Origin of the sequence: Sedimentitalea arenosa, assembly GCF_016428585.1 — a bacterium.
In the GTDB taxonomy this organism is placed as follows: Bacteria; Pseudomonadota; Alphaproteobacteria; order Rhodobacterales; family Rhodobacteraceae; genus Sedimentitalea; species Sedimentitalea arenosa.
Map to the genome: position 1 here is coordinate 101,668 of NZ_JAELVR010000013.1, position 26,134 is coordinate 127,801.

19 protein-coding genes are annotated in these 26,134 nt (G+C 63.7%); 9 read left to right on the forward strand and 10 right to left on the reverse strand.

Going from position 1 to position 26,134, the window contains the following annotated elements:
• Nucleotides 1-301: 301 nt before the first annotated feature.
• Together JF290_RS17980 and JF290_RS17985 are read right to left on the reverse strand one after the other, a co-directional pair.
• Nucleotides 302-3,400 carry an efflux RND transporter permease subunit gene (locus JF290_RS17980; RefSeq protein ID WP_199026287.1) on the reverse strand — a complete coding sequence of 1,033 codons (3,099 nt, stop codon included), beginning with the start codon at nucleotides 3,398-3,400 and terminating at the stop codon, nucleotides 302-304.
• Complete coding sequence (locus tag JF290_RS17985) at nucleotides 3,397-4,320, reverse strand: efflux RND transporter periplasmic adaptor subunit (RefSeq protein WP_199026288.1); 924 nt, start codon at nucleotides 4,318-4,320, stop codon at nucleotides 3,397-3,399. Before JF290_RS17985 ends, JF290_RS17980 begins: the two co-directional genes overlap by 4 nt.
• Before the next feature lie 44 nt (nucleotides 4,321-4,364).
• On the opposite strand from JF290_RS17985, the gene JF290_RS17990 reads away from it, so the two are divergent.
• From JF290_RS17990 to JF290_RS18000, 3 genes are all read left to right on the forward strand, one after another.
• Nucleotides 4,365-8,045, forward strand: coding sequence for an AAA family ATPase (locus JF290_RS17990; protein ID WP_199026289.1), 3,681 nt, complete (start codon nucleotides 4,365-4,367; stop codon nucleotides 8,043-8,045).
• Between the two features lie 158 nt (nucleotides 8,046-8,203).
• A complete protein-coding gene (locus JF290_RS17995; RefSeq protein ID WP_199026290.1) occupies nucleotides 8,204-12,151 on the forward strand; it encodes a S8 family serine peptidase in 3,948 nt (1,315 codons plus the stop codon).
• Between the two features lie 109 nt (nucleotides 12,152-12,260).
• A complete protein-coding gene (locus JF290_RS18000) occupies nucleotides 12,261-13,163 on the forward strand; it encodes a helix-turn-helix transcriptional regulator (RefSeq protein WP_233155524.1) in 903 nt (300 codons plus the stop codon).
• Between the two features lie 43 nt (nucleotides 13,164-13,206).
• Here the strand turns inward: JF290_RS18000 and JF290_RS18005 are convergent, their stop codons facing one another.
• The 4 genes from JF290_RS18005 to JF290_RS18020 form a co-directional block, all read right to left on the reverse strand.
• Entirely contained in the window at nucleotides 13,207-13,965 is a 759-nt protein-coding gene (locus tag JF290_RS18005) for an ABC transporter substrate-binding protein (protein ID WP_328701291.1), read from the reverse strand.
• Between the two features lie 86 nt (nucleotides 13,966-14,051).
• On the reverse strand, nucleotides 14,052-14,825 hold the full coding sequence (locus tag JF290_RS18010) for an ATP-binding cassette domain-containing protein (protein ID WP_199026292.1): 774 nt from the start codon (nucleotides 14,823-14,825) through the stop codon (nucleotides 14,052-14,054).
• Nucleotides 14,826-14,838: 13 nt separating this feature from the next.
• Entirely contained in the window at nucleotides 14,839-15,546 is a 708-nt protein-coding gene (locus JF290_RS18015) for an ABC transporter permease (RefSeq protein WP_199026293.1), read from the reverse strand.
• Nucleotides 15,522-15,725 carry a hypothetical protein gene (locus tag JF290_RS18020; protein WP_199026294.1) on the reverse strand — a complete coding sequence of 68 codons (204 nt, stop codon included), beginning with the start codon at nucleotides 15,723-15,725 and terminating at the stop codon, nucleotides 15,522-15,524. Before JF290_RS18020 ends, JF290_RS18015 begins: the two co-directional genes overlap by 25 nt.
• A 273-nt stretch (nucleotides 15,726-15,998) precedes the next feature.
• Between JF290_RS18020 and JF290_RS18025 the strand changes: the two genes are divergently transcribed.
• The gene (locus JF290_RS18025; protein WP_199026295.1) at nucleotides 15,999-16,499 is read left to right on the forward strand and encodes a twin-arginine translocation pathway signal; all 501 of its coding nucleotides are present in this window, start codon (nucleotides 15,999-16,001) and stop codon (nucleotides 16,497-16,499) included.
• 2 nt (nucleotides 16,500-16,501) lie between these two features.
• On the forward strand, nucleotides 16,502-17,116 hold the full coding sequence (locus JF290_RS18030; RefSeq protein WP_233155528.1) for a ferric reductase-like transmembrane domain-containing protein: 615 nt from the start codon (nucleotides 16,502-16,504) through the stop codon (nucleotides 17,114-17,116).
• A gap of 233 nt (nucleotides 17,117-17,349) precedes the next feature.
• Here the strand turns inward: JF290_RS18030 and JF290_RS18035 are convergent, their stop codons facing one another.
• A complete protein-coding gene (locus JF290_RS18035) occupies nucleotides 17,350-18,876 on the reverse strand; it encodes a phospholipase D family protein (RefSeq protein ID WP_199026296.1) in 1,527 nt (508 codons plus the stop codon).
• A 63-nt stretch (nucleotides 18,877-18,939) separates the two neighbouring features.
• On the reverse strand, nucleotides 18,940-19,065 hold the full coding sequence (locus JF290_RS19755; protein ID WP_255625702.1) for a hypothetical protein: 126 nt from the start codon (nucleotides 19,063-19,065) through the stop codon (nucleotides 18,940-18,942).
• A 26-nt stretch (nucleotides 19,066-19,091) separates the two neighbouring features.
• On the opposite strand from JF290_RS19755, the gene JF290_RS18040 reads away from it, so the two are divergent.
• From JF290_RS18040 to JF290_RS18055, 4 genes are all read left to right on the forward strand, one after another.
• Nucleotides 19,092-19,433, forward strand: coding sequence for a TraR/DksA family transcriptional regulator (locus tag JF290_RS18040; RefSeq protein WP_199026297.1), 342 nt, complete (start codon nucleotides 19,092-19,094; stop codon nucleotides 19,431-19,433).
• A gap of 8 nt (nucleotides 19,434-19,441) precedes the next feature.
• Entirely contained in the window at nucleotides 19,442-19,921 is a 480-nt protein-coding gene (locus tag JF290_RS18045; protein WP_199026298.1) for a flavodoxin family protein, read from the forward strand.
• Nucleotides 19,922-19,965: 44 nt separating this feature from the next.
• Complete coding sequence (locus JF290_RS18050) at nucleotides 19,966-20,742, forward strand: transglutaminase-like domain-containing protein (RefSeq protein WP_199026299.1); 777 nt, start codon at nucleotides 19,966-19,968, stop codon at nucleotides 20,740-20,742.
• Nucleotides 20,743-20,839: 97 nt separating this feature from the next.
• Nucleotides 20,840-21,826, forward strand: a complete 987-nt coding sequence (locus tag JF290_RS18055; RefSeq protein ID WP_199026300.1) for a serine hydrolase domain-containing protein — start codon at nucleotides 20,840-20,842, stop codon at nucleotides 21,824-21,826.
• 33 nt (nucleotides 21,827-21,859) lie between these two features.
• On the opposite strand, the gene JF290_RS18060 is transcribed toward JF290_RS18055, so the two are convergent.
• Nucleotides 21,860-24,973 (reverse strand): efflux RND transporter permease subunit, encoded by a 3,114-nt coding sequence (locus tag JF290_RS18060; protein WP_199026301.1) that lies wholly within the window; start codon nucleotides 24,971-24,973, stop codon nucleotides 21,860-21,862.
• A gap of 22 nt (nucleotides 24,974-24,995) precedes the next feature.
• Complete coding sequence (locus JF290_RS18065; protein WP_199026341.1) at nucleotides 24,996-26,105, reverse strand: efflux RND transporter periplasmic adaptor subunit; 1,110 nt, start codon at nucleotides 26,103-26,105, stop codon at nucleotides 24,996-24,998.
• Nucleotides 26,106-26,134: the final 29 nt, after the last annotated feature.

Genomic DNA, 26,134 nt, shown 5'->3' on the forward strand with positions numbered 1-26,134 from the left:
TGCCTCGGGGAGGAGGACCCTTTGATTTCCGTCAAGTGTCGTGAAGCATGCGCTCTATCAGAAATCAATGAGTCCTGACCCTAAGAGCCCTTGTCGGGTCACCTAAGAAAACCCCTTGCATCGGGCCTCCCGCAACGCCGGATGCGCGAAAGGTTCGCGCACTTAATCGGCGTCATCTCTTACAGTGAAACTCCCGTTTCCGACGCGGAGTTCCGACCGGCGCGCGAAGCCTTCACTCACAGGACTTTTTTGGGCCACGAACCCATTTCCCTTGGGCCCCGACATGCTGCAACACCCTGCTTCAGGCCGAAGCTCCGTCGCGTAGCGCCACATCGTCGAGCTCCTCGGCCAGCGCCTTGGCGCTGGAGGCACGGGGTTTGGAGAGGCCGCCGAGCAGCGAGTAGGCCGCCGGTGTCAGGAACAGCGTGAACACAGCTGCAAGGCCGAGGCCGCCGACGATCACCCACCCGATCGCTGCGCGCGCTTCTGCACCGGGGCCGCCGCCCAGGATCAACGGGAGGCCAGACATCACGGTGCAGATCAGCGTCATCGAGATCGGCCGCAACCGGGCCTGCGCGGCCTCGAAAGCCGCGTCGACCGCCGATTTGCCTTCGTCGCGCAACTGGTTGGCGAACTCCACCAGCAGGATGCCGTTCTTGGCCATGACCCCGATCAGCATGAGAACACCGATTTGGCTGTAGATATTGATCGTCGTGCCCGTCACCAGCATGGCGTAGATTGCGGCACAGACGCCGAAGGGGACCGTCAGCATCACTACCAGCGCACTGGTCAGGCTCTCGAACTGCGCCAGCAGCACGAGGAAAACGACCAGCAACGCGATCACATAGGTCGCTGTCAACGCGGACGACGTTTCGTCGAGCGATGCCGCCTCGCCCAGAAGGATCAGGCCGATCCCCTCGGGCAGTCGGTCCTGCGCCAAGGCGCGGACATCGTCGATCACCTCTCTCAACGTGACCTGAGGCGACACCGAGGCGTCGATCTCGATGGCGCGCCGCTGTGCGTGGCGGTCGAGTTCCGCCGCCACGCCCTTTTCCTCGAAGGTGACGATCTGGCTCAATGGCACCAACTCGCCGACTTCCGATCGCACGTAGAGGTTCATCAGGTCGATCGGATCGCGCACAGCCCCTGCCGCCGATTGCAGAAGCACGGGTACCGCTTCGTCGTCGATGGTCAATTCAGCGATTTCGTCCTCGTCGATCAGCGCGCGCAGAGTATTCGACAGCATCGACATCGGCACCCGGAGGTCCGAAGCCCGGGACCTGTCCACGCCGATACTGAGCTGGGGCTGCGTCGCCTGGTACTGGACGCGCACGCCCGACAGACCTTCGACCTGAGCGAGGTCGCGCGCGAACGTATCGGCCGCCGCGGCGATACCGGGATAGTTTGCGCCGGTCAGCGCGATGCTCAGACCGCCGCCGGACCCGCCGCCCCGCAGACCCAGGCTGTTGCCGCCAGAGATGCGGCTCTGCGCCCCCGGGATCATGTCCAGATCGGCCCGGATGGCGTCTTCGATATCGCCCTGCGACGTCTCGCGTTCGTCCCAAGGGATCAGCCGCACGGCTATCGCGCCCCGGTTCAAGTCATAACGCCCGGTGATCGAGAACAACCCCTCGGCCACCCCCTGCTGGATAAAGGGGCGCAGGATATTCTCGACCTGAACGACCTGCCGGTCGGTGTAGTCTAGGCTCGTGCCGTCCGGCCCTTGAATCCAGACCGACACCATGCCCCGGTCCTCCGGCGGGACGAGCTCTTCGCCAAGGTCGTCATAGACGAAGGCCGCACCGCCCGCCAGCAGCGTCGCCGCGACGATGGTGACCAGGGGAGCCTGGATCATCGGCTTCACCATCGCGCGGTACAGCGCGGCAAGACGATTGCCGATCCCTTCGAACAAACCACCGTTCTGCCCGAGCGGATCGCCCAGAGACGCCAGCATCGGGCACATGGTGAGCGCGACGAAAGACGAAATCACCACCGTGACCGCGAGCACGAACCCGAATTCCGTGAAAAGCCGTCCGGCGTCACCCGGCAGGAAGGAAATCGGCACGAAAACGGCAATGAGCGTCGCCGTGGTGGCGACCACCGCGAAGAAGACCTGGTGCGATCCGATCACCGCGGCGGCCTTGGCACCCATGCCTTCCTGCCGACGGCGCTGGATATTCTCGGTCACGACGATCGCGTCATCCACGACCAGCCCCGTCGCCAGAACCAGCGCAAGAAGCGTGATGAGATTGACCGAGAACCCCATCAACCAGATGCCTGCGATCGATCCGGTGAGCGCGATCGGAATCGCCACCGCGGGGATCAGCGTCGCGGTGAGACGTCCGAAGAACATCCACATAACCGCCACAACGATGACCAGCGCCAGCGACAAGGTCTTGATCACCTCGGTGATCGACCCCTTGATGAACACGGCATCGTCGCTCGTCACCTGAAACCCAAGGTCCGGAAACCGAAGCTTCAATCGATCTATTGCGCTCGATATCTCCTCGGAAATACGGACTGTGTTGGACTGCGCCTGCCGGACCACGCCGAGGCTGATGACCATTCGTCCATCGAGCCGCGCCACGCTTTCGGGCGAGGCGATCCCGAAATAGACCGACGCCACGTCGCCCAGTCGCACATCATCGCGCAACAACAGGTCCTCGATCCGTGCGGGGCTTGACACGGTCGCATCCGCGCGCACCAGGACTTCGAGCGAGCCCGAGCCGAAACTGCCGACCGGCACGTCGAACTGTGCCGCGCGCAATACGTCCGCGACCTCTCCGATGGAGAGCTCGAAAGCGGCGAGACGCGCCGGGTCCACCTCGACGCGCAGGACCCTTTGCCGATCTCCGAAGAGAACGACCTCCGCCACGCCGTCGACGGCGGTGAATTCGGTCGCCACCGCGTCTTCAACGAGTCGCGTGAGCTCATCTATGGGGCGGGTTTCGCTCCAGACGGCGACATCGACGATCGGGTCGGCATCCTGTTCGGACTTGACCACGAACAGGTCTTCGACCCCGCTTGGCAGGCGATTTTCGACCCGCGCCACCGCCTCGCGGACATCGTTGGACGCGTTGGCGAGATCGCGGTCCGGGCTGAACTCGACCCGCATCCGGAAATTGCCCTCTTCCGAAGAGGTGCGCACCGACCGAACACCGGCGACCCGCGCCACGGCGCCCTCCACTAAGGAAGCGACTTCGGCATCGACGGTGGTCGGCGAGGCACCGGGATAGTTTGCCCGAACGGAGACAACAGGCCGGTCCACATCGGGCAACTCGCGCACCTCGACGCCCCAGAAAGCACCGATGCCAGCGATCACGATCAGAAGGCTCATCACCGCAGCAAGATAGGGCCTTCGCACGCTGAGATCGCTGATGCCCCGACCGCCGATCATCATGAGCTTGCACCTGCACGCGCATTGAGTACCTGCACCGCCGAGTCCGGACTCAAACGCTGCGTACCTTCCACGACGATGGCATCGTCCTCGCTCAACGGGCCATCGACGATCACGAGTCCGCCGCGCCGACGCACCAGACGCACCGCGACCTTTTCGGCCCTGCCCGCCGAGACCCGCCAGACATGCAGGCTGCCTTCAGAAAATTGCAGGGCAAGTTCCGGCACCGCCGGGAACACCTTGCCCGGCAGATCGAGACGCAGCGAGAAGGAGGTTCCAGGGCGCAGGTAGTCGCCCGCGTTGTCTATCGATGCGCGCACCCGCGCGGTGCGCGTGGCGGCATTCACCCGACTGTCGATCTCGGCGATCTCGCCATCGAATATCCGCCCCTCGACGGACGGTGTCGTCGCGGAAACGGGCAGTCCGAGCTCCACGCGACCGAGGAGCGCTTCGGGCAGATCGAACTCCACGAGGATCCGGCTTCGATCGTCGAAACTCGACACCGGATCATCGACCGCAACGCGATCGCCGATCTCGACCGTCGCGATCCCGGTGATGCCGTCGAACGGCGCGGAAAGCACGCGGTCGCTCAACTCCTCGCCCGCTTTCTCGAGCTCGATCTCGGCCACCCGGTAGTCCGTCTCGGCCTGTTCCAGCCGCGCTGTGGCCGCCGCGCCCGTGTTTTGAAGTCGCCGATACCTGTCGCGCTCTTCAGTGGCCCGCTGCAAGCGCGCCTCAGCAAGAGAAACAACCAGTCGCTGATCGACGTTTTCGAGCCGCATGAGCACGTCACCCGCGGCGAACTTGCGCCCCGGCGCGACGTCAAGCGAGATGATTTCTCCTGACGCAGGTGCGCGCAGCGTGACCGAGCGGACCGCGAACCCCGTCCCGATGGCTGTGAACGACAGGTCATCCCGCACCATCCCGGCCCTTGCAACCATTACCGGAGTGGCCTGGCCAGCATCGGTTGCAGCGGTGGAGCGAGGCGCTTCGGCTGCGGCCCCATGCCACAAGGCAATCGCCTCTGCCCGGTATTGCCAAGCGACCCCTGCAGCAACCACGAGCACAAAGCACAGCATCGCCTGCTTCCAGAAGGCAGTCGTCTTCATTGACGATGTTCCCGGAATACTGGGTCAGTATGTGTTTTGCACATCGGTCACGGTTCCTTTCCCCAAAAGATACGACAGGCCGCGACGAAAAGCACCTCACGTTCCCTTTTGCCGTCGCAAAGGCGTCCGGCGTGGTGGCCGATTGCTATTTTTGGCATCCTTCGGGCGCGCCCTTGGAATCTGCGAAAGATGGTAGGTCGATGCGGCGCCACCACCAAGCATCCCTTCCATGCCTCTTGCCAGGCACCGAGATCCGCGCGATGGGCGGCACCCTCACGGCCAGTTACACAGGTTGTCAAGACGCGAATACCCTCACTGTCTCTGTCTACTGTAGGCCGCTAGGGTGTATATTGAGGTTGGTTTCCACGCCGGTGGGAGCACGTGGGGCACAGACGCAGATGATTTATCAGTTCGCCGGATTTGAACTCGACACAGATACCGGTGAACTGCGCCGTGCGGGCCAGTCGATTTCGATCGCACCGAAAGCCTTTTCCGTTCTGACCTACCTGGTCAAGAACCACGACCGGATGGTGTCGAAGTCTGAACTGCTGGATGCATTCTGGTCCGCGAACGTCTCCGAAGCCGCGCTGCAGACTACCATCAGTCTTGTGCGCAAGGCTCTGCAGGCAGGACCGGATCAAGCACCGATCATCAAGACTCTTCACGGCAAGGGCTTTCGTCTGGTCAGCCCTGTGACGATCGTCGCCGATCCAACACCGATGCCGCCCACAACCGCTCTGCGACACGTTCAGGAACGTCGTCTTGTCTCGGTCCTGTACGCGCAGATCTCGGCGGAGTCTGACGGGCTTGCGCAGGTGGAGCGATCGCGACTAAAGGCTGAGTTCATCCAGATCGCACGCCAACAGATCGAGGCCGACAAAGGGCAGCTGATCCGGATGATGATGGACGATTTCACTGTCTCTTTCGGCCTGACCCCGCATTTCGAAGACGGGGCGAGACGGGCAGCCTATTGCGCCTGGCAGTTGGCGGAACAGGTTCGCTCCGTCGGGCGCACGGGTGTCTCCGTTTCCTTCGGCATCGAGACCGGAACGGTTCTGAATGACGGGGCCGACTCCGGTTGGACGGCACCTGACGAGATCGAACATCGCGCATCGCGACTTGCACGCGATGCTGCCCCCGGCACGATTCACATCAACGAGACCACCAAGCTTCAACTTGGCGAAGAGGCGCGGTGCGTTCCGATCGGCCAAGGGTATCTGCTGACCGCCCCCCCGGAACAGAGATCCGGAATCCCCGCCCGGCCGCACATCCGCCCGACCCGCTTTGTCGGGCGCAAGGCCGAACACGCCTTCCTGACCGCAGCTTGGGACGGTGCGCAAAGCGGCAGCGGCAAGGCGGTGACACTGTCAGGACCCGCCGGGATCGGAAAGACCCGCTTGGTCTCGGAGTTTCTCGCCGCGGCACATCTTGGACCTGAGCGAAAGACCGTGGTCCAATGTCTGCCACGCTTGCAGGACAGCGCGATGGCACCAATCCGACAAATGTGTCGTCGATTGTTCGACGCCCTGCCCGACTCGCTGCTGGAGGATAGACTCGATCGTGCTTTGCTCGGCTGGTTCCTGGACAGGCCCGAACGCCCCGATCCAATCCTCGAAAGCGTCTCTGATCAGATGCGCCGGGTCCAGAGTCGTGCCTTGGTCTTGCGATTGCTGAACGAAATCTGCACAGCGACACCGCTGATCCTTGTCTTCGAGGACACGCACTGGATGGATCGCGAGTCGCGCGCTTATCTCGACGAGCTAGCCCGAAACGCGGATTCAATGGCGCTGCTGCTCCTCATCACCACGCGCTCCGGTGCCACATCCGCGTCGGACAGTGCGTCGCTCCTGCTCTCCCCCCTTGGCCGTGACGAGAGCCTTGCCCTGCTGCGGGAGATGCCGGAAGCAGCGGACCTTGGCACCGAGGAGGCGGTTACGCTGGTCGATCGCGCCGGAGGAAATCCATTCTTCCTCGAAGAACTGGCGCTCGCGCTCCGGTCGGAAAACGAAGTACGGACGAATCTTCCGGAAACCGTTCAGTCCGTCATGGAGGTGCGGATCGCCGATCTGGAAGTCCGCGCGCGCACCCTGCTTTATGCGATCTCCGTCGCCGGTCCGGCCGCCCGGCTCGGTCATGTCGCCGACCTGCTCGGATTGTCCGAAGCCGAGATCGGATCGGATCTCGCGCACCTCGTCGAGCTGGGTTTTCTGGTCGCGGAAGCGGACTGCTACGGTTTCCGCCACGCGCTGCTGCATGACACGGCATATGCGATGATCGCACCGGACGACCGCAAGAGTCTGCACAAACATGTGGCGCATTTGCTGGAGAGTATGCCGGAAAACGAGCCCGTTCGCCCTGAAACGCTGGCCTGGCATCTTCAGCAGGCCGACGAGACCGAACAGGCGCTCGTTCAGTGGACGCGCGCGAGCCAGGCGGCCATGTATCGCTCGGACCGGCAGGACGCGATATCCTTTGCCCGGAACGGTCTGTCACTACTCGCGCCCGATTTCCCAGACGCTGCTGAACACGAACTGAGATTGCAACTGTCGCTCGGGACCGCGCTGATGGCGGTTGAGGGATATGGTTCCGCGCGCGTCGGAACCGCGCTCGACCGCGCCCGCGTCCTCGGTGATGGCCGCGCGTCGTTCAAGAACCAGACGCGCATCCGGGCCGGTCTTTGGGTCCATACCTGGGTTGCGGGCAAGCTTGCGGAGTCGATCGATCACGCCGAAACCCTGTTGCGCATGGCCCGGCAGGCCGAGGACCCTGCCCTGCTCCTGCAGGCCCATGCCGGCCTTGGTGCGGTATTGGTGCATGCCGGCAACCTGACCGCGGCGCAGGACCATCTCAAGGCTGGATTGTTCCATGCGACACCCGACATCGTGTCATCGATCACGGTCCAGAACTCCGCCGTGACCTGCGCGGCCTATGCGTCATGGGTTGCAGGATTGCGAGGGAACACCGAGGAAATGCATGGCTTCTGCGAACACGCCTCCGATCTCGGCAAAGCCGTCAGTAACCCTTTCGCGCGCGCGATCAGCCTTTCGCTTTGTTCGGCGGCCCGCATGTTCGTCGGCGATGTCGAGGGCTGCCAAACGCTCGCCTCAAAGGCCGCAACCCTTAGCCGCGAACACCACTTTCCGTTCTGGCTGGGCACCGGGCTGATCCTGTCGGGCTGGGCACTAGGGCAGCGCGGACAATTCGACCGGGCCTTTGACGAGATCGACGAGGGGCTCGCCGTTTTCCGGGAAACGGGCGCACGGGTGCAATTGGCGAACTGGTACGGATTGAAGGCCGACACCTGCCTTTCAGCCGACCAGCCGGAGCTGGGACTCCGCATGGTCGACCAAGCGTTGGACTACGCCACCAGCACCGGCGACATATGGTTCGTGCCGCGCATCCGCGCCGTCGCCGCAGCCCTTCATCGCCGCCTCGGAAACGCCAAGGAGGCCCGCCTGCATGCGTCGCAATGCGAGCGTCTCGTGCAAGTCAATTCGCTTGGCCCCGCCTTCGTGACGACCGGCATCGCCCGGCGGTGATCGCAACGCCGCCGCGATCGGTCGTCAGAACTTGCTCAGAACTTCGTCAGGATTGGTTCGCCGCCGCGGGTTAAGATGACCTCATTTAGACGTTGCGCCATTCACTTGATCGCACGGTCGGTTTGCCGACACGCGGTCAATCAAAGATCGGATTCATTATGGCTTTCATTCCAAGTGATACGCGGTTTCCTCTCCAGTGGCACCTTCTGAACACCACCCCGGGCGAATACGACCTGAACGTCGTTGACGTGTGGGACGACTACGACGGGTCAGGCATCATCGTGGCGGGGCTGGACGCCGGGTTCGACTACAACCACCCGGACTATGACAATTACCGGACCGATCTGGACTGGGACTTCGAAAACAATGACTCCATTGCCCTGCCTGAACCGGACCCCGACCTGACGGACGACACCGATGTCGATGCGCATGGCACGCCGATCCTTGGCATCGTCGGCGCCGCGCAGGACGGCGTGGGCACCGTGGGGATCGCCTTCGGGGCCGAGCTTGTCGGCTACAAGACCGACTGGTCGCGCGACGAGGTCGAAGCCGCGATCGAGCGCGCGACGCGCGACAATCTCGACATCATCACGATGAGCTATGGCGAAGGCAGCGGTAACATGTTCGTCCATCGTGATGACCTCGTGGATGCCGCCGAGACCGCCGCCGAGGACGGGCGCGACGGCAAGGGTCTGATCATCGTAAAATCGGCGGGCAACAGCCGCCGCGACGCCAATAACGCGTTTCGCGAGGAGACCACCGGCGAAGCGTTGGAGAATTCGCGCCACACCGTCGTCGTGGCCGGGGTGAGCGATGAAGGCGAACTGCCGCCCATCGCCAACCAGATCGGGGATCCGAGCGACTCCGAGAACAAGAGCTCGAGCCCCGGCGCCAACATCCTGACCACCGCGTTCTACGGGCGCGAAGGCGACTCCGTGCAGACCACCGACATCACGGGCGCGCAGGGCTATTCCAGCGGCGACTATACCGGTTTTACCGGGACATCGGCCGCTGCCCCCCAGGTCGCAGGCGTGATCGCGCTGATCCTGGATGCCAACCCGACCTTGGGCTGGCGCGACGTGCAGGACATCATCGCCTACAGTTCGCGCCACATCGGCAGCACCATGGGCGCGGCCCCCATCGGCGAGGAACAGGGCACCCAACCCAACGGCGCGACCTGGTTCTGGAATGCCGCCGACAACTGGAATGGCGGCGGGCTGCATTATTCCAACGACTACGGCTTTGGCCTGATCGACGCCAAGGCCGCCGTGCGCCTGGCCGAAACCTGGACCACGCAGAAGACCAGCGCCAACGAGGTCAACCCGGCGCGAGTCGACGGGCTGGACCGCGAAGTCACCATCGCCGCGGGTTCGACCAGTGGCGGAGCGAACTTCTTTTCTATGCGCTTTTCAAACGGCATTCAGATCGAAAACATCACGCTGGCGATCAATTTCGTCGAGGTCGCGAACCTGAACGATCTGGAAGTCTACCTGACCTCACCGGGCGGCACACGGGTGCAACTGATCGCCGATACCGGCTGGTTCGGCGAGTTCAGCGGCAGCTGGCGGTTCGGCAGCACGGCTTTTCGCGGCGAATCCAGCGCTGGAGTCTGGCGGCTTGAGGTCCGCGATGACGATAACGCGGTATCCTCGCCGATCACGATCAACGATATCGACCTGTGGATGCATGGATCGGCGGAAACCGAGGACGACCTCTTCATATTCACCAACGAATTCGTCCTCTACGGCGGAGTCGAAGGACATTCCACCAACTTCGACGGCGGCGTCGGGCACGATATCATCAACGCAGCGGCGGTGGACGGGTCCATTCGTATCGACCTGATGGCCGGGACCGGCGATATCGCCGGGCGCCAGCTCACCATGTCGGGGATCGAGGATGTGTTTGGCGGTGACGGCAACGACCGTCTGACCGACGGGGTCGGCGTAAACCTGCTGCGCGGCGGGCGCGGCAACGACACGCTGCGGGATTCCGCCGCCGGCGGCAGCGATACCTTCCGTGGCAACCAGGGGCGCGACACGGTGGAAGTGACTTCGGCCATAGGCAGCGACGCCTTATATGGCGGACAAGGCCGAGACCTGATCGACTGGAGCGAAAGCGGCGAAACCTCGGCCACCTTCGATCTGGTTGCCGGCGAAGCCCGCGACACGGATGGCAACAGCGAAGTGATGCGCAGCTTCGCCGACCTGATCGGCACAGAGCGCGCCGACACCATCATCGAGAACAACAGTCGCAACGTGATCGACGGCCATGGCGGCAACGACACGCTGATCGTCTCCAGCATCATCCGCAGCGATGTGTTCCGGGGCGGCACCGGGCGGGACACCATAGACTGGAGCGGAGTCAACGAGCAGAACGCTCGCTTCGATCTCGGCTCGGGAACTGCGCGTGACAGCGATGGCAACACCGAGATCATGGAGTCCTTCGAGAACCTGATCGGCACGGAAAACAACGACGTCATCATCGAAAGCGGCGCGGTCAACGTGATCGACGCGCGCGGCGGCGACGACATCGTGCGCGTGACGACACTGATCGGCGACGACAGCTTTACCGGCGGGTTCGGAATTGACAGCATCGACTGGTCCGCCTCGGCCCAAAATGGCGGCGTCTATGATCTCGTGCTCGGCACGGCACGTGCGGGAAACGAGGTCGAGACCATGTTCGGGTTCGAAAACTTCTTTGGAACCAACCAGTCCGACACGATCATCGAAGGCGCCGGCGTCAATGCGATCAACGCCGGGGCGGGAAACGACATCGTGCGCGCCACCTCGCTGATCGGGAATGACACGATCAACGGCGGCACCGGCATCGACACCATCGACTGGTCCGGATCGGCACAGGCAGGCGGGCGGTTCGATCTGGCCGGCAACGTGGCGACGGCGAGTGCGGGGTCCGAGGCCATGATCAACTTTGAGAACCTGATCGGCACCGGCCAATCCGACACGATCATCGAAAGCGCCACGCACAACGTCGTCGACGCGGGGAGCGGAGACGACACGCTCATGGTCACGTCCCTGATCGACGGCGACAGTTTCACCGGCGGTTTCGGCATCGACACGATCAACTGGTCCCTGTCCGCGCAGGCGGGCGGGGTGTACGACATGTCCGGCGGGACCGCACGGTTCGGGTTCCTGTCCGAGATGATGTTCGGCTTCGAGAATTTCATCGGCACCGACCAGAACGACAGGATCATCGAGGGCGCGGGGCTCAACGAAATACGGGCAAGCTTTGGCGATGATATTGTCGAGGTCACCACCCTGATCGGCGGGGATTCGTTTCATGGCGGCGCCGGTGACGATATCATCGACTGGTCTGGCTCGGCCCAGGAAGACGGCATCTACGACCTGCATTTCGGCGTCGCACGGTTCGGTCGCCAGAGCGAAACGATGGTCAGTTTCGAGACCTTCATCGGAACCGACCAGGACGACAGGGTGATCCAGGGCAACCTGACCCATCTCATCCACACAGGCTCCGGCGACGACACGATCGAAGCCCGGCTCGCGGTCCATGCGACCGACTTCAACGGCGGCGCCGGGATCGATCATATCGACTGGCACGACGCGTTCGAAACCAACGGTCGGTTCGATCTTGCCGCCGGTACCGCCCAGGGCGCAGGCGGCACGTCTGTCAGCATGGCGAATTTCGAGGATCTCACGGGGACCGTCTTCGCGGACACCATAAGGGGCAGCAACGGTGACAACATCCTGGAGGGCATGGACGGCGACGACCGAATCTTCGGTCGCGGCGGCGGCGACCGGATCCTCGGCGGTGCAGGCGATGACGATCTGCGCGGCGGCGGTGGCGACGACTTCATCTTCGATGGCGATGGCATCGACCGGATGCGAGGCGCCAATGGTGACGATGTGTTCGACCTGATCGCCGACGACTTCGTCGACCGGATCAGAGACTTCACCATCGGATCCGACCAGATCCGGCTGTTGGGTTTCGGATTCGACGATCTGACAATCACAGACCTGGCGTCGGGACATGTGCGCGTCCGCTATGGTGAGGACAGGCTGATCCTGCGCGACGCAGATGACACGCTGAGCGCAAGCGACCTGACCGAGGCGGCTTTCCTCTTCGCGTGACACTCAGCACCGTTCGCAGGGCGGCTCACGATCACGATCGAAGGCGCGGGCATGTCGCCCGCGTCTCTGGACGCTTGCCCATGCGCCCATTCTGACGGATCATGACCCCATGACCAGAACGGCGAACACCATGGGCAGCGGTCCGACCGACCAGCAACCTGCGTATCTCACGACGAAGGAAGTCGCGGATCTGCTGCGCGTGAAGGAACGCAAGGTCTATGATCTCGCGGCGGCGGGCGAAATTCCCCATCGGCGCATAACCGGCAAGCTGCTGTTTCCCGCGTCAGAGATTACCGCCTGGATCGAGGGCAACAGCGACGCGGCAACCGGCGAGCGCCCCGCGGTGCTGACCGGCTCGCACGACCCGCTTCTGGATTGGGCGATCCGCGAGTCGGGCGCAGGGCTCGCGACGCTTTGGAACGGGAGCATCGACGGGTTGAACGTCTATGCCGAAGGTCGAGCCGCGCTCACCGGGCTGCACTTGCCGGAAGAGGACGGCTGGAACCTGCGCACCGTCGCGTCACGGGCGCTTCGGGACTGCGTCCTGATCGGCTGGTCCAAGCGGGCGCGCGGCTTGATCGTCGCGCCCGAACTGGATGGGAAAATTTCGACGTTCGCCGACACCAGTGGGCGACGACTGGTCCGACGCCAACCCGGCGCGGGGGCTGCGGCGCTTCTCGATCGGTTGATGACGGATGCCGGTATGACCGAAGCCGATCTCGCTCCGGTCGCGGGCTTCGCGCGCACCGAAACGGAAGCCGCCGCCGCGATTTCGGCGGGCGATGCGGACGCCGCGCTCGGCATCGAGGCGATGGCGCAGCAATTCCACCTTGGTTTCGTGCACCTGTGCGAGGAACGCTTCGACCTCCTGATCGACCGGCGAAGCTACTTCACCGAGCCCGTACAGCAGTTGCTGAGTTTCTCCCGGTCAAAGGCGTTCCACGACAAGGCCGCGGCAATGGGAGGCTATGATGTGGAAGATTGCGGCGCCGTCCGCTGGCTCTCACCCTAGGACGTGCGCGGGCGCATCATGCGCCCGCCTTTTTGGGCGACGATCAGTCGCCCGCGTTCGGGAAAAACAACTGCTGCCCGTCGATCTTGTAGGATGCGATGGCCGCCTGCCCTTCTTCCGAGATGATCCAGTCCACGAATTGCTGGCCAAGCTCGGCCTTGACGTTCGGATGCTTCTCCTGGCTCACGAGGATCACACCGTACTGATTGAACATCTTGGGGTCTCCCTCGACCGCGACCGTGTAGTCGCCCTTGTTGCCGAAAGAGATCCACGTGGCCCTGTCCGTCATGACGTACGCCCCCATCGCCGTGCCGGTGTTCAGCGTCGCGCCCATGCCGGAACCGGTCTCGCGATACCAGTTGCCCGATGCCGCGGCGACGTCCACTCCAGTCTGCTCCCAGAGGCGGAGTTCCGCCTTGTGCGTGCCGCTGTCATCCCCGCGCGAAGCGAAAGGCGCTTCCGTGTCGGCAATCTTGGCCAGAGCCGTAACCACGTCGCTCGTGCCCGCGACCCCGGCCGGATCGCTCGCCGGACCGACGATCACGAAGTCGTTGTACATCACGTCGAAACGCGCAACTCCGTGGCCATCCGCGACGAACTTCTCCTCGGACGGTTTCGCGTGGACCAGCAGCACATCCCCGTCGCCGTTGGCCGCGTTCTTGATCGCTTGCCCGGTGCCGACGGCAACCACGCGGACCTCGATCCCGCTCTGTTCCTCGAACATCGGCAGGATGTGTTCGAAGAGTCCCGAGTTCTGCGTCGAGGTGGTGGACTGGACGACGATGAAGTCGTCCTGTGCCATCGCCGGTCCCGACAGGCCAAGCGCCAATCCGAGAGCGGCGGACCACCCGAGAAAATTCCGTCTTTCCAAATTCGTGCTCCTTGTCTTCATTTTGTCTCTGACGCCCCCGGTTCAAAATGGAGCCGTCCTTCCAGCCAGGCCCGCGCCACTTCGGATTGCGGGTTCTGAAGAACTTTTTCTACCGGCCCCGTTTCGGCGATCCGTCCGCCGGCCATGAAGATCACGTCGTCGCCCAGCCGCAAAGCCTGCGCGCGATCATGCGTGACCAAGACAGTGGTGACTCCCGCAGCATGGGCGTCGCCAATCAGCATCTCGACCGCGTGAGTGGAGGCCGGGTCGAGGCTGACGGTCGGCTCGTCCAGGAACAACAGGTCCGGTGCGCAGGCCAGTGCACGCGCGATGGCCAGACGCTGCTGTTCCCCCCCGGAGAGCGTGCGGGCCGGTGACGCCGCCAGATCCTCGAGCCGCGCCATCGCCAGGGCGGCGCGTTCGCGATCCCTTCGGGCAGGGCCATGGACGCCGTGGACTCGCAGGGCGAAATCGAGATTGGCCAGAACAGAGCGCCGCAGCATGACCGGCCGCTGGAATACCATCGCTTGCCTGCGGCGGGCCGCCTTGTCCAGCGGGCGACCATTCCACAGGATCTCGCCCGAACTGGGGGCGATGAGGCCGTGCAACAGGCGCAGCAACAGGCTCTTGCCCGCGCCATTGGACCCCATGATGACGGTGCGGCGCCCCGCTTTTATGTCGAGATCGACGTCCCTGATCAGAACGCGCCCCTCCACGGCGAAGCCCAGCCCCCGCGCGGATATGACCGATGGCGCGACTTTTTCGGCCACATCGGCCCTGAAGGTTTTCATCAATGAAGCGGAATCAAGCATATGCGGCCCTCACGGCAGAGGCACGGACGGCCATCACCGCCGCGTTCACGAACAATGCAATGGCAAGAAGGACGACCCCAAGCGCCAAGGCGAGTTCCAGATTTCCCTTGGATGTTTCCAGTGCGATGGTCGTGGTCATGACGCGGGTCACGTGATTGATGTTGCCCCCGACGATGATCACGGCACCGACCTCGGCCACCGCCCGGCCGAAGCCCGCCAGCGCGACGGTCAAAAGGCTGTAGCGCGCGTCCCACAACAGCGCACCAACGCGGTCAAGCGGCCCCACGCCAAGCGACGCGAACTGTTCGACATACTCGCGGTGCAGATCCTCGACGACCTGTTTGGTCAGCGCCGCGATGATGGGCGTGACCAGAATGGTCTGGGCTATGATCATGGCCATCGGGGTGTAAAGCAGCTGTAGCGGACCGAGCGGGCCCGAGGCCGAGAGCATGAGGTACACCATCAGTCCTACCACGACCGGCGGCAGGCCCATCAACGCGTTCAACACCACGGCCACGATGGTTCTACCCGGAAAGCGGAAAGCGCCGACCGCAGCGCCAAGGGGCAAGCCGATCACGCAGGCGACGATCACCGCCGTCAGGGTCACTCGCAGCGACAGCCCGATAATCTCTATGAGATCGGGATCCCAGATCAAGATCAGGCCGAACGCCTCGGTCAGAATGCTGCCAAAACTGTCCAAACGTGTGGTTCCCCCTCCGTCACGGGAAATAAAACATGAAAACGCAGGGCAATCCAGCCCTCAACCGAAGGTTTTGGCACCGGATGCAAAGCTGCGCGCACGACAGCCGGGACTTCGATCACCGTGATGCTTCCGGCTGAAAGCAGTGATACGCGGACTGCGTCGAAGGTTAGGCTCATGACACACCAGTCCCTTAGCGTGATGTTCTTGCAGGTGTTGCCGACTTCGCCATTGCCCCGGCGATCAGCAACGGACCAAGCCGCAAGTCCACTTCAAGGCGCGCACCGACCATGGAGCACCTACGGAGGTCACGAACGTGTGCGCTGCATTTCAAGTGTCCACCCTTGATCGAACACGCGGCCGAACGAGATACTGCATAGGTCAGCGAAAATGAGCCAAAACCCCTTGTGCCGCCGAGCTTCGGCGGAGCGAGACCGAAAGGAGAGATCGAAATGCCTCCATTCCAAGCCAATCGTCGCAAACTGATCATCGCAGGCACTGCTGTCGCGGGAACCGCCCTGGCAACAGGCGTGTCGGGCCTGTTCACCCCCGCAAGCGCGCAAGACCTTGCTCCGACGCGCTCGATGCGCGGCGGCAGCAACAACTACCTGCCCGGCGCGCCGATCGTCGATCGCATCGGCGGCGGCGGCTTCTGGATGACCGGCACCGTTCGCCGTGCGGGCGATGGAGTTCCGCTGCAAGGTGTCCGAATTCAGATCTGGGCTCACACAACCGAGGGCCACGAGCGTGATCCGCAAAGCCACGGCGCCACCCTCACCGGGGCCGATGGCACCTTTCGCCTAGAAATGCCGCAGATCGTGCCCGCCTTCGGCCAGCCACACGGGCATCTCGCCTATGACAGCGGCGATTTCCAGACGGTGTTCCTGCGGCCCGTGATGTCGAGCGCGGAGGACAAAACGCTGACCGCGGATTTCGTTCTGCAGCCGGCCTGACCTTGGCATATTCTCTGCGCGCGATAGTGGTCTGGAGCGTTCTCGCGGGAACCATTGCCATTCCCCTCGCCATCGCGGCGGCAAGCCCCCTGCTTGCCTGGCGGCAGCCGGTCTACATAGCGGCCGGATTTGCCGGGATCGTTGGCATGGCGCTGCTGCTGCTCCAGCCGCTGTTGGCCGGCGGCTACCTCCCCGGTTTGGGCAGGCGGACGGGGCGGCGGGTTCACGCATGGAGCGGCCTGCTGCTGCTTGCCTGCATCGTGTTGCATGTCGCGGGCCTCTGGCTGACCAGCCCGCCCGACGTGATCGACGCGCTACTCTTCAGATCGCCCACCCCCTTCTCGGCTTGGGGCGTCATCGCGATGTGGGCGCTGTTCGCGGCTGCGGCTCTGGTCGGGCTGCGCCAGCGATTTCGCGTTCCGCCCCCATATTGGCGGCTCGGCCATACCGCGCTGGTGAGCGTCGCCGTTGCCGGCAGCGTCGTTCACGCGCTGCTGATCGAGGGCACGATGGGGGTGGTGTCCAAGACCGCGCTCTGTGCGCTCGCCATCGCGGCGACCGTGAAAGCGGTGACCGACCTGCGCTCCTATGCGGTTCTCACGCGCCGGCAGCCCTGATCGAACGTCAGCCGCGAAATTGCCAAGACCGCTTTGCGGACATCCGCAGGTCCTTTGATGCGGCTGCTTCTGAAAATCCAGGCGATGGTGGTCGTTTCAACAGCGCCCCGGCGCGCTTTGAACGATGGCTTGCCTGACCACGGATCACGCCGCACCGCAGCGGATCGGGTTGCGGCGGTCAGGCCGACCAACACACATCTCCTAAACTTTAACTCCCTGGTTGGAACATCCTTCTAAAGCTGCGATCCGATCGGCAGGATCGCGAGAAGCCCGGCCTTGATATGGCCCCAGAAACTGCCGGTCGGCTCGTTGCGATAAACCACCGTCACGCCATCGTCCCCTTGGGCGCGCCACGTGAGGCGGTCGTCTTCCAGCCGGACGGCATAGGTGTTCTCTAGCAGGAAACCGTCCAGCACGTCGACCGCCCTCTTGGTGATCAGTGGAGAGTCGACGAGAATGCCCATCTCGGTGTTGATATGCACCGACCTCGGATCCCAGTTGAACGAGCCCACGAACAGGTAGCGGTTGTCTACCGTGAAGGCTTTTGTATGCAGGCCTGAGCGCGACTCCCCCCAGTTCACACCGCGGCGGTGCACCCTGTGGGCGTCCGGGCGCAACTCGTGCAACTCGACACCACTTTCCAGAAGCGGGCGCCGTTGCAGCGCGTAGTGTGCATAAACCGGCGCCACGTCGTTTGAGGCCAGCGAGTTCGTTGTCACGGTGACATCGACTCCCCGGCCCTCCAGTTCGCTCAGCCATTTCACGCCGCTCCGGCGCGGGACGAAATAGGCCGATACGACGTTGACCGACTCCTCGGCATTCTGGAAATAGGGTACGAGTTTCGAGGCAAGGATCGGCACGCCGTTAGCTGCACCGGCGGCTTTCGTCGGTGGGTCGGAGTAAAGCTTGGCCGGCACCCAATCGAGCTTCAACGCAGACCGCTTGAAGTGTGCCTCTGCGGATCGACGCAAGGCGGCGGCATATGGTGTCTGCTGGGCTTCGGCTACCAGCGCGTTCAGGCGCACCCGCGCATCCTGCAGGCCGAACTGCTCCGGTTCTCCGATGACCGCGCGTGCGGGCACGGCAAAGGCGCTGTTCCAGTAGTCGTCGAAATTGTCGGAAACTTCCTTCACCACCGGACCGGCCACCATGATATCGAGATCGGCATAGTTCATTTCTTCCTTTGCGAGGAAGTATTCGGCCCCGATGTTTCTGCCGCCCACGATGGATATCGTGTTGTCCGCGGTCAGCGATTTGTTGTGCATTCGCCTGTTGATGCGCTTGAAGTCGGTGAGCCCCGCCACGAAGAGACTCTGGTCCCTTCGGAACGGGTTGAACAGCCGGATTTCGATGTTCTCATGCGAGTCCAGCGCCGCGGTCATCGCGTCATAGCCCGAGGTATCCATGTCATCGAGAAGAAGCCTGACCCGCACGCCGCGATCGGCGGCATTCAGAAGGCTCGACGCGAAGATATGCCCGGTCGGGTCGTCGTGCAGAAGATAGTACTGGGCATCCAGCGTCACGTCGGCGCGCGCCGCCAGAAGCAGGCGTGCGGCCAGCGCATACTCACCATTCGCGATCAGATTGACACCCGAGCGTCCGTCGCCCGGATTGCCCAGACCGCGCACATCAGCCGCAAGTCGCGTATTTGCCGGAGGCACAGGCGCAAAGGATTGCGATCTCGGGTATTCCGGCAACGCCGACGAACAGGCGGCCAGAACCACCAGCATCAGCCCGAGTGAAGGTATTACGCGAAGCATGTGTCCGGCCCCTTGTGTTTTCGCTTTCGAAACGCCACCATTTTCCTTTGCTGACAAATCCCATCAATCGTGGCCGAACATCAAGCCCTGCATGCAGCGGCCCGCCAATCCCACGCTACCCATTGGTGGATCGTCCAGCGTCGCGATGCAGGCCAATGCCTCTGGCGCCACCAGACTTTCTTTTCGCATTCAGCTCTAACAGATAAGCTGGTCGCATGGCCTCCACCGAATCCTCGAACGCTTTCTATCTTCAGCGCTTGCTCGCCGAACGCGAAGAGCTTGACGCCGACTCCAAGCGCACCGCGTCGAACCGGCGCCCCGTGGAGCTCGACCAGCAGAAGGAAGGTCGATTGTCGCGCATGGATGCCTTGCAGAACCAGGCGATGGCGAAGGGCACCGAAACCCGCCGGGCGCAACGTCAGGCGGCGGTGAAGGCCGCGATCGAACGCCTGCAATCGGGCGAGTTCGGATATTGCTGCGATTGCGGCGAGCCGATCGGTCAGCGACGGCTCGATCTCGATCCGACCGCGGCCCGCTGCCTCTCCTGCGCACAATAGGCAACCCCATGCTTCTCATCGTCTATCATTCGCGAACCGACGGCAGCCGCCAGATGGCAACAGCGGCGGCGGACGCTGCCCGCGACGAGACGAGGACCGTTTTGAAACCGGCGCAGGACACGGGCCCCGATGATCTTCTGGCGGCTGGTGGCTACATATTCGCGGCGCCCGAAAATCTCGCGGCACTGTCGGGAGTCATGAAGGATTTTTTCGACCGCTGCTACTACCCGGTTCTCGGCCGGATCGAGGGACGCGCCTATGCGCAGATGGTCTGTGCCGGCTCGGACGGTCAGAACGCGGCCCGTCAAACCGCCCGCATCGCCAAGGGGTGGCGGCTGAAGGAAGTGCAGCAGCCTCTGATCGTCTGCACCCATGCCCAGACGCCCGAGGAGATCCTCGCCGAAAAGACGATCCCCGAGGAACAGCTCGCCCTCTGTCGCGATCTTGGCGCCGCGATGGGAGCCGGTCTGCAGATGGGCGCTTTCTGATGACCCGTACCCAGCGGTGACGGCACCCTAGAGGAGAAGCGCTGATGAAGCTCGCGATCGACGTGTCCCTGACCTATGCGCTCGGCGCGCAAAGAACGGCCCTGCTCGCGCTGGAGGCGGCCAGAACAGCGGGCCAGACCGTGCTGGAGGACCGGCTGGAGATCGAAGGGGCGGAACTGTCGCAAATTGAGGGCGAATGGGGGATCGGACACCGCAACTGGGTCCGCATTGACGGTGACGCCCTGCGCCTTCTCTACACCGCCGTGGTTGACGTGGCGCGTGAAGCGGTCAACCTGGAGGGCCTTGCCGCCTCGCCGCTGCATGACCTGACCGAACAGCAGATTCCATTTCTGCGCCCCTCGCGCTTTTGCCAGTCCGACCAGTTCGAAAGCTTTGTCGCCGACCAGTTCAGGCATCGGACTGACGGTGCGAGAATAGCCGCGATCCTGGACTGGATCGACTCCGTGATGGAGTACGGCCCTGACCATTCGCACAGTGAAACAACTCTGCTCGACACATTTTCCACACGAAAGGGTGTGTGCCGGGACTACGTCCACCTCTTCTGTGGCCTGGCCCGCGCCTCGCATATCCCGGCGCGGTATGTGTCGGCCTATGGCGTCAATGTCGATCCGCCGGATTTTCATGCCGTCGCGCAGGTCTGGCTGGACGAGACATGGCACATGGTCGATCCGACCGGCATGTGCACGGCGAACGAACTCGCCTTGATCGCGGTCGGGCGGGACGCCGGCGACGTACCTTTCATGGAAACCCCAGATGAGGCCCGGTTCGTCGAACAGCAGGTGCGCGTGACGGCGGTGTGATCCAAGTTGAACGGTGGGCAGAAACGCTCCGGCACAGATACGAAATCGTGATGTGGTCCCGCTTGGAGTGGGCTCGATTGCGGGCGATCCTGCCGCCATGACATCACGCCGTTCCTTCCTCGCCGGCACCGCGGGTGTGCTGGCTCTTCCCATGATTTGCTCTTCCGCTGCACGAGCTGACGGGGGGCTTGCCGATGCCGTCGATCGGCTCGATCAGTTGCACACGATACAGGTCATGCGGGGCCAGGAAATGCTGTTCGCATCGGCGCCAAGGGGCGGAGGACTCGACCGGCTCGCCAACATCAAATCCTGCTCCAAGAGCATCGTCGCCCTGTTGCTGGGCATCGCCATCTCGCGGCAGGAAATCCCAGGCGTGGGCGCGCGATTGGGCGAGGTCGCGCCATCGATCATTCCGGCGAACGCCACCGTCGGTGTACCGGAATTGACCTTGCAGAACCTCGTGACCCTGCGCGCCGGTCTCGAACGGACTTCCGGCGCGAATTACGGCAGCTGGATCAATTCGCCCAACTGGATCGCGGATGCCCTGCAGCGCCCGATGGTCGCCGCGCCGGGGAGCCGGATGCTCTATTCGACCGGCACGACCCACGTTCTGGGCGCCGCGTTGGTTCAAGCGACCGGAGAAAGCCTGCTGACACAGGCCCGCGCACGTCTGGGGGCACCCATGTCGATCGAAGTGCCGCCCTGGGTGCGCGACCCGCAAGGATACTACCTTGGCGGCAACGAGATGGCACTGACGCCCAAGGCAATGCTGAAGATCGCCGCTATGATCCGCGATGGCGGAGTATTCCAGGGGCGGCAGGTGGTGCCAGCGGATTGGGTGCGCAAATCGCTCACCCCGCGCACGCGCTCGCCGTTTTCCGGGCTGAGCTATGGCTACGGCTGGTTCCTGTCCCCCTCGGGCTACGCCATCGCGCGGGGTTACGGCGGGCAGATCATCGCGGCGCATGCCTCCCGCGGCCTTGCCGTCGCGATCACCTCCGATCCGACGCGGCCCGCCCGGTCCGGCGGCTATTTCGGCGACCTGATGCAGCTTCTGGACGGACCGATCCTGTCCATGGCGTGATCCCGTGCCCGACGGAGCACCACCACTGAACGTTCAGGTCGCCGGCTCGGCCTGCTGTCGTTTGAACAGCCGCGCCACGACGACGAAGAACAGCGGAACGAAGATCACGCCCAGAACGGTTCCGGTGATCGTGCCACCCAGCACCGCCGAACCGACCGCCGTGCGCCCCCCGGCCCCCGCGCCGGTCGACAGGGCCAGCGGCAAGACCCCCAGCGAGAAGGCAAGAGAGGTCATGATGATCGGGCGGAAGCGCTGCCGGGCAGCCTCTTTCACCGCTGTGTAGAGGTTTTCGCCCGACTCAAACCTGTCGCGCGCGAATTCCACGATAAGGATCGCGTTCTTGCCGGTCAGGCCGATCACGGTCAGCAAGCCGACCTGGAAGAAAACGCCGTTCTCGAAATCCAGCCAATAGGCCGCCCCCATCGTGCCGAGCACCCCGATCGGCATCGCCAGCATGACCGAGAATGGAATCGCCCAGCTTTCATAAAGGGCCGCGAGGCAGAGGAAGATCGCCGCCAGCGACAGGGCATAGAGCAACGGGGCCGAGCCGCCGGAGTCGAGTTCTTCGAGCGACAAACCGGTCCAGGCGGCGCTGTAGCCCGGTGGAAGCTGCGCAACCAGGCGTTCGATCTCGGCGATGGCCTCGCCGGTGGTGACACCTGCTGCGGGCGAGCCCTGGATCTGCATCGCCGGGACGCCGTTGTAGCGGCTCAGGCCTTGGGGGCCGTACTCCCAGCTCTCGCTGGTGAAGTTGGCAAACGGGACGAGATCGCCGCCTGCGTTGCGCACGCGCCATTTCTGCAGGTCGGACGGTGTCGCCCGGCTGTCGGGCTCGCCTTGCACGTAGACCCGCTTGATACGCCCATTGTCGATGAAATCGTTCACGTAGGTGCCGGCCCAGGCAATGTTCAGCGTCGTGCCCACATTGGCCGGCGTCACCCCCATCGCCCCGGCCGCGCGCCAATCGATATCAAGCCGATACTGCGCGGCGTCTTCGAGTCCCGAGGGTCGAGCGGACGCGATGAGAGGGCTTTGCGCTGCAAGGCCCAACAGCTGGTTGCGCGCGGTCAATAGCTGTTCATGGGTCTGACCCGCCTGCGCCTGCAGGAAAAAATCAAAGCCAGATACGTTTCCGAGTTCGATGACAGAGGGCGGAACGATCGGGAAGACCATCGCATCGCGAATGCCGGAAAACGCACCGAAGGCCCGCCCCGCCACCGCCTGCACGGATTGACCGGGCGACGGCCGTTCGTCCCAATCCTTCATCCGGACGAAGGCCAGACCCATGTTCTGCCCCTGCCCCGCGAAGCTGAACCCCACGACGCCGAAGGTCGATTGCACGTTGTCGCCCTCGGCTCCAGCGAAATGCGACTCGACCTGTTTGACCACCTCGAGCGTACGTTCGGCCGTAGCGCCGGTCGGCGCCTGGATCAACGTCAGCAGAATGCCTTGGTCCTCGTCCGGCAGGAACCCGGTCGGCGTGTTGTTGAACAGGAAGACCATGCCATAGACTAGCGCGGCATAGACCACGAGCGCCCGCAGCGTCCTGCGGGTCACGAAGCCGACCGTGGCGGCATATCCGCTCGTCACCTTGTCAAAGCCCGTGTTGAACCATCCCAACGGCCCCTTGCGGGTGTGATGCGCATCCTTGGGCTTGAGGAGTGTCGCGCAGAGCGCGGGTGTCAGCGTCAGGGCCACCAGAACCGACAACAACATCGCCGAGACGATCGTGATCGAGAACTGGCGGTAGATCACCCCGGTCGAGCCGCCGAAAAAGGCCATCGGAACAAAAACGGCGGACAGCACCAGCGCGATGCCGATCAGCGCCCCGGTGATCTGGTCCATGGACTTCCGCGTGGCCTCGCGCGGGGACAGCCCCTCTTCCTCCATGATCCGTTCGACGTTCTCGACCACCACGATGGCGTCGTCCACAAGCAGGCCGATGGCGAGAACCATCGCAAGCATGGTCAGCGTGTTGATGGTGAAGCCCGCCAAAGCCAGGATCGCGAACGTGCCGAGGATGACGACCGGCACCGCCAGCGTCGGGATCAGCGTGGCGCGGAAGTTCTGCAGGAACAGGAACATCACCAGGAACACCAGGCCGATCGCTTCGAACAGGGTCTTCTGCACTTCGTGGATCGATATCTCGATGAACGGCGTGGTGTCGTATGGGATCACGTAGGACACGCCTTCGGGAAAATACTGCTTGTAGGCCTCGATCCGCTCCTTGACGCGTTCGGCCGTGTCCAGCGCGTTGGCTCCTGCGGCGAGGTTCAAGGCCATGCCAGCCGCCGGCCGGCCGTTGAACCTTGCGATCGTGGCATAGTTTTCAGCCCCGATTTCGACCCTTGCCACATCCTGCAGCAGCACCAGTCCGCCATCGGTTTCCGACCGCAGAACGATATCGCGGAAATCGGCGGGCGTCCGCAGCAGGGATTGGGCCGTGATGGTCGCGTTCAACTGCTGACCTTCCGGTGCTGGCAGCGAGCCGAAGGCCCCGGCGGAGATCTGCGCGTTCTGCGCCGCCACTGCGCTGACCACATCGGACGGCGTCATTTCGAACGCCGCCAGCTTTGACGGGTCGAGCCAGATCCGCATGGCATATTGCGCGCCGAAGACCTGCGCGCCGCCGACGCCCTCGATGCGGCTGAACTCGTCCACCAGGTTCGAACTCAGGTAATCCGACAGATCCGCCTGCTCGAGCCGGCCATCGTCCGAAATCAGGGCGATCACCATGAAGAAGGACGAGGACGCCTTCTGCACGCGCACGCCCAGCCTCTGCACGGTTTCCGGCAAGAGCGGCGTCGCCTGCGCCAGCTTGTTCTGCACCTGGACCTGCGCCACGTCGGCGTCCGTGCCCGCCTCGAAGGTCAGGGTGATCGTCGCGGTGCCCGCCGAAGTCGACGATGACGACAGGTAACGCATCCCATCGAGCCCGGTCATCTGCTGCTCGATGATCTGGGTGACCGTGTTGGCCACGGTTTCGGCCGATGCACCGGGATACTGCGCCGTGACGCGCACCGAGGGCGGCGCGATCTGCGGGTATTGCGCGACCGGAAGTGTGACGATCGACAGCAGTCCGACCCCCATGATGAGGATCGAAATCACCCAGGCGAAGACGGGCCGATCGATGAAGAAACGGGCCATGCCGCGCGCTCCCTACCCGAGCTCAGTTGTCGCCCGGGACCTCTGATGAGGCCTCGCGCTCTTCGGGGGCCGCACTCATCCCGGGTGACACCTTCTGCAGGCCTGCCACGATTATCCGGTCGCCTGGTGCAAGACCGCTTGTGACGACCCAGGTGTTGCCATGGTCCTGCTGCACGGTCAGTTCGCGTATTTCGACCTTGTTCTCGTCGTTGACCACCATCGCCACCGGACGGCCGCGCCGATCACGGGTCACGCCCTCCTGCGGCGCGAGTATCGCATCGCGGATCATGCCCTGGGGCATCACCACCTGAACATACATGCCGGGCAGCAGGAACCCGTCGGGATTGGGGAACTCCATGCGCAATACGATCACGCCGGTCTGTTCGTTGACATAGGGCTCGGCGGCGGCGAGCACGCCCTTGTATTCGTATTCCGCTCCATCGGCGAGCCGCAGGGAGACGGTCGTGTTGTCCTCTTCGGCCACCTGCTGACCGGAACGGCGCCACCGCAGCATCTCGGCGGCGGATTGCGTCACGTCCACATTGACCGGGTCGAGTTTGCGGATCACCGCCAATGCATTGGTCTGTCCTGCAGTCACCAGCGCGCCCTGGCTGGTCTGGCTGAGTCCGACCGTGCCGGAAATCGGTGCCCGAATCGTGGCGCGGTCGAGGTCGATGGTCGCAGACTGTACCTGAGCCCGTGCGACCTTCACCGCGGCCTCGGCCACGTCGCGAGCCGAGATCGCATCATCGAGACTCTGCTGGCTCGCAACGTTGCGCTCGCGCAGTTCGTTCTGTCTCCGCTCCTCGCGCTGCGCCGCGCGCAACTGCGCCTCGGCCTGCGCAAGGCCCGCCTCCGCCGCGGCCTTGGCTGCTTCGTACGTGGCCGGGTCGATCCGGTAGAGCGCATCGCCCTTCTCCACCGGTTTGCCCTCCTCGAAGGTCCGCTCGATCACGATACCGCTGACCTGCGGGCGCACCTCGGCGACACCGGAGGCCGCGACCCGTCCCGGCAGCGTCGAGGTCAGGACCACGTCCTGTGCCTCGAGCGTCACCACTGTGACCGGCATGGGCGGCGCCTCTCCCCCGCCCTGCTGCTGGGCAAACGCGCCGGGTGCGACCATCGCAACCATCAGCGCGACGACGTGGTAAATCGGAACAG